This window comes from Noviherbaspirillum denitrificans (assembly GCF_002211445.1).
GTDB classification, from domain to species: domain Bacteria; phylum Pseudomonadota; class Gammaproteobacteria; order Burkholderiales; family Burkholderiaceae_D; genus Noviherbaspirillum; species Noviherbaspirillum denitrificans.
The window spans coordinates 2,660,386-2,665,198 of record NZ_LSTO01000001.1 but is presented as its reverse complement, the minus strand read 5'-3'; the positions used below and the strand labels follow the sequence as shown (position 1 = coordinate 2,665,198).

5 protein-coding genes are annotated in these 4,813 nt (G+C 64.8%); all 5 read left to right on the top strand.

Annotation, left to right across the window (positions count from 1 at the left end):
• A partial coding sequence (locus AYR66_RS12965; protein ID WP_206047162.1) for a hypothetical protein occupies positions 1–350 on the top strand: 350 nt, incomplete at its 5' end.
• A gap of 27 nt (positions 351–377) precedes the next feature.
• Positions 378–1,163: an enoyl-CoA hydratase-related protein gene (locus AYR66_RS12960; RefSeq protein WP_088707814.1), complete on the top strand. Its 786-nt coding sequence runs from the start codon at positions 378–380 to the stop codon at positions 1,161–1,163.
• A gap of 101 nt (positions 1,164–1,264) precedes the next feature.
• Positions 1,265–2,404 (top strand): acyl-CoA dehydrogenase family protein, encoded by a 1,140-nt coding sequence (locus AYR66_RS12955; protein WP_088707813.1) that lies wholly within the window; start codon positions 1,265–1,267, stop codon positions 2,402–2,404.
• A 92-nt stretch (positions 2,405–2,496) separates the two neighbouring features.
• The gene (locus AYR66_RS12950) at positions 2,497–4,017 is read left to right on the top strand and encodes a 3-hydroxyacyl-CoA dehydrogenase (RefSeq protein WP_088707812.1); all 1,521 of its coding nucleotides are present in this window, start codon (positions 2,497–2,499) and stop codon (positions 4,015–4,017) included.
• Between the two features lie 96 nt (positions 4,018–4,113).
• The coding region (locus tag AYR66_RS12945; protein WP_170942307.1) for an NAD(P)/FAD-dependent oxidoreductase at positions 4,114–4,813 on the top strand (700 nt) is incomplete at its 3' end.

The window sequence follows — 4,813 nt, the reverse complement described above, 5'->3', positions numbered from 1 at the left end:
CCTGCGGTGCGAATGACCTGGTCAACGGCGGCGGCGACTGCCTCGTCGTGATGCCGCTGCGTCCGGGCCGGCTGGCCAATCGGCTGCCGTTCGTCACCAGTCCGGCGCGACGGCTGCGCGGCGTCGCGACCGATCGCGGCTGGCTGGCGCCCGCCGTACCCGGCAGCGACCTTCAGATTGCCGCCGTGATGGCGGAGCCAGGCAAGGAAGCCGACGCAGTGCGCGACATCCAGGCCCTGTGCGACTGGCCGATCCAGGCTTCACCGAACCTGCGCCGCATCGATGTGCCAAGCGCAAGCGAACTGGCGGCGGTACGTGCATTCGATCCCGCGCGCGTACTGCTTTCCTGATTTTTTACTCTTACAACGGAGCTGACAATGAATTACGAAGATATCCTGTACGAAGTGGACGGTGCCGCCGCCATCATCACGATCAATCGCCCGCAGCGCATGAATGCCTTCCGCGCCCGCACGGTCGAGGAACTGATCCATGCATTCAAGCGCGCCTGGGCCGCGCGCGAAGTCGGCGCGGTGATCCTGACTGCCGCCGGCGACCGCGCCTTCTGTGTCGGCGGCGACCAGAAGGTGTTCAATGAAACCGGCAGCTATGGCGTCAGCGAAAACGGCCTGTGGGAAATCGATGCGCTGCATACCGTGATCCGCGACATTCCGAAGCCGGTCATCGCCGCGATCAACGGCCACGCCATCGGCGGTGGCCACGTGATCCATGTGCTGTGCGACGTGACCATCGCGGCCGAGCACGCCAAATTCGGCCAGGCCGGTCCGCGCGTCGCCTCCTGCGACGCCGGCTGGGGCGCCGCCTACCTGGCGCGCATCGTCGGTGAAAAGCGCGCGCGCGAAATCTGGTTTTTCTGCCGCCAGTACACCGCACAGCAGGCGCTCGACTGGGGCCTCGTCAACAAGATCGTACCGGGCAGCGAGCTGCTGGCAGAAGCGAAGGCATGGGCGAAGGAAACATCGGCGCTCAGCCCGACCGCGATCCGCCTCCTCAAGTATGGTTTCAACAATGACAGCGCGCAGATCTTCGGCGGTGTCAAAATGGCGGCTGTCGCGCTCGAACTGCTCGGCAACACAGCGGAAAGCAGTGAAGGAAAGCAGGCCTTCGTCGACAAGCGCGCGCCGGATTTCAGCCAGTTCCGCTGACAAAGGATGCAGGGTGCGCCCTGCGCACCAATACGGCCGTCAAAGCACCGGTGCGCGGGGCGCACCCTACATGCTCCAACTGAATGTGAACAGGACAGCACATGAACAAGTACCACCTCACCGATGACCAGCTCGAAACCTGGGATGCGATCAGGAAGTTCGCGCGCGACCGCATCGCGCCGTACGCGAAGCAGATTGAAGAGAGCAACGAGTTTCCGCGCGAGATCTTCCGTGAACTCGGCGCGCAGGGCTACCTCGGCGCGGCGCAGTCGCCCGACTACGGCGGCGCGGGCTGCGATGCGGTCACGCTGTGCCTGATCCTGGAAGAGATCTCGAAGGCTTCCGGCGCGGTCGGCAATTCGTTCAACACCCATGTGAGCCTGGTGTCCGAGCTGATCAGCACCCACGGCACCGCCGCGCAAAAGGACAAGTACCTGCCCGACCTGGTGACGGCGAAAAAAATGGGCGCCTTCGGCCTGACCGAACCCTCGGGCGGCTCGAATGCCGGCGCGCCGCTCACGCGGGCCGAGCGCGACGGCAGCGACTACCTGCTGACCGGTTCCAAGGCCTTCATCACCAATGCGCCGGTGGCCGACATCTTCGTGGTCACGGCGAAGACGGAAAACGGCGTGTCTGCTTTCATCCTCGAACGCGGCATGCCCGGCTTCGACATCGGCAAGCCCGACTTCAAGATGGGCATGCACGGGTCGCCGACGTCCACGCTGTACTTCGACCAGGTGCGCGTGCCGGAGAAAAACATGCTCGGCCCGGAAGGCAGCGGCTTCCGCGCGTTCGCGCAGGCGCTCGACCGCGGCCGCGTGAATGTCGGCGCGCTGATTGTCGGCATCGCGCAGGCGGCCTACGAGGCGTCGGTGGTGTACGCGCGCGAGCGCACGCAGTTCGGCAAGGCGATCGCCGCCTTCCAGGGCGTGCAGTTCCCGATCGCTGAAATGGCGACCGAAATCGAAGCCGCGCGTCTGCTGACGCTTAACGCCGCGCGCATGTACGACGCCGGCCTGCCGATCAAGCTGGAATCGTCGATGGCGAAATGGTTTGCGGCCGAAGCCGCGCTGCGTGCCTGCGACACCGCGATCAGCGTGCACGGCGGTTACGGCTACCTCGCCGACTTCCCGGTCGAGCGCTATTACCGCGACGTCAAGATGTACCACATCGCCGAAGGCACGGCGAACATCCAGCGCATCGTGATGGCACGGGAAATCCTCGGCCGCTACCCGATGTAACACCATCCCCAAAAACAGGCAGGAAGAGCAACCGCCCGCGGGGCGGAGGGGGAGACTCACGCCTGCGCATTGAAAGGAACCGGGACCACATCATGCAAGCTCGATCCACAACTGCAATCACGACCATCGGCATTGTCGGCGCCGGTGCGATGGGAAGGGGCATCGCGCAGATCGCCTCGATGGCCAACGTGCGCGTGCGCCTGTTCGACCTGCGGCCGGGCGCCGCGCAGGAAGCACGCGCATCGGTCATCGGACAACTGGAACGCCTGTGCGAAAAGGGCAAGCTGGATGCGTCGGCGGTGGCTGATGCTGGCGCGCTGATCGAGCCGGCAGCCACGCTCGACGCAATGGCGGACTGCCAGGCGGTCGTCGAAGCCATCGTCGAAAACATCGATGCCAAGCGTGACTTGTTCCGCGCATTGGAAGGCATTGTTGCGCCAGACTGCATCCTCGCGACCAATACCTCGTCGCTGTCGGTGACTGCTATCGCCGCTGCCGTGGCGCGTCCGGAGCGTGTCGCCGGTTTTCATTTCTTCAATCCCGTGCCGTTGATGAAAGTGGTCGAGGTCATCGGTGGCGTGCTGACCGCGGACAGCGTGACGCAATCGCTGCTGGACCTTGGACGCCGCTTCGGCCATACCGCGGTGCTCGCCAGGGACACCCCCGGCTTCATCGTCAACCATGCGGGACGTGGTTACGTAACCGAGGCCTTGCGAATCGCGCAGGAGAATGTCGCCGGTTTCGCGCAGATCGATGAGGTGTTGCGCGATGCGGCCGGGTTCAAGCTGGGACCGTTCCAGCTGATGGACCTGACCGGGCTTGATGTCTCACATCCGGTGATGGAATCCATCTACCAGCAGTATTACCAGGAACCCCGCTACCGCCCGAGCGTGATTACCGCGCAGCGCCTCGAAGCCGGCTTGCTGGGACGGAAGTCGCAACGCGGCTTCTATCGCTATGACGGCGAGGATACGGCGGCGGCAGAGTCGTCCGCTGTCGCATGGGACGGACCGGTCTGGATCGATGCTTTCGATCCAGCGGTGAGGGCGAAAGCAACGGCGCTGCTTGCCCGCTGCGGCGTGGAGCCTGTGGCACAGCCGACGGCTGGCGCGTTGTGCATCGTCACGCCGTTGGGCGAGGACGTCAGCACCTGTGTCGCCCGGCGCGCCCTCGATCCGGAAAGAACGATAGGGCTCGACCTGCTGATCGACGACCCGCGCCGCGTGACGCTGATGACCAATCCCGCCACGGACACGAAGATCGCGCTGCGGGCAAAGGCCATGTTCGCGCAAGCGAGCCTGCCTGCCACGCTGATCGACGACAGCGCAGGATTCATCGTGCAACGGGTGCTGGCGACCATCGTCAATATCGGCTGCGACATCGTACAGCAGGGCATCTGCACGCCGGAAGACCTCGACAGCGCCGTGGAGCTCGGGCTCGGCTATCCCCATGGACCGCTCACCTGGGGTGACCGCATCGGCCCGGCGCGCGTGCTCGCCGTATTGCACAACCTGCACCGCCTCACCGGCGATCCGCGCTATCGCCCGAGCCCGTGGCTCACGCGGCGCGCGCAACTCGGCTTGTCGCTGCGGCATGGAAAGCAAGCCTTTTGATGGGAGCGTGCACCAAAAGGCAAAACGGGAAGCGCCGGCCGCGCGTATCGTGTCCATCCTCCCTTGACCCTGGATATCTTCATGCAACGTGAATCGATGGAATACGACGTCGTGATCGTCGGCGCCGGCCCTGCGGGCCTGTCGGCAGCGATCCGCCTGAAACAGCTTGCGGCCGAAGGCGGTAATGAGGTTTCCGTCTGCGTGCTGGAAAAGGGCAGTGAGGTCGGCGCGCATATCCTGTCCGGCGCAGTGATGGATCCGGTCGCGATGAACGAGTTGTTTCCCGACTGGCAGGCACTTGGTGCGCCGCTGCACACCGAGGTCACCGAAGACCGCTTCCTGTTCCTGACCGAATCGAAGGCGTACCGGACACCGGACTGGATGCTGCCCGCGTGCTTCCGCAATCACGGCAACTATGTGATCTCGCTCGGCAATGTCGTACGCTGGCTCGGCCAGCGGGCCGAGGCGCTCGGTGTCGAGATCTTCCCCGGCTTCGCGGCGGCGGAAGTGCTGTACAACGACGACGGATCAGTGAAGGGTGTCGCCACCGGCGACATGGGCGTGGACCGCGCGGGCCGGCAGACAGCGGACTTCCAGGCGGGGATGGAACTGCATGCAAAGTACACGCTGTTCGCTGAAGGCGCGCGCGGCCACCTCGGCAAGCAGTTGACGAGGAAGTTCGACCTCGACAGGGGGCGCGATCCACAGACCTATGCGATCGGCATCAAGGAATTGTGGGAAATCGATCCGGCGCGGCACCAGCCCGGATTGGTGATCCATACCGCCGGCTGGCCGC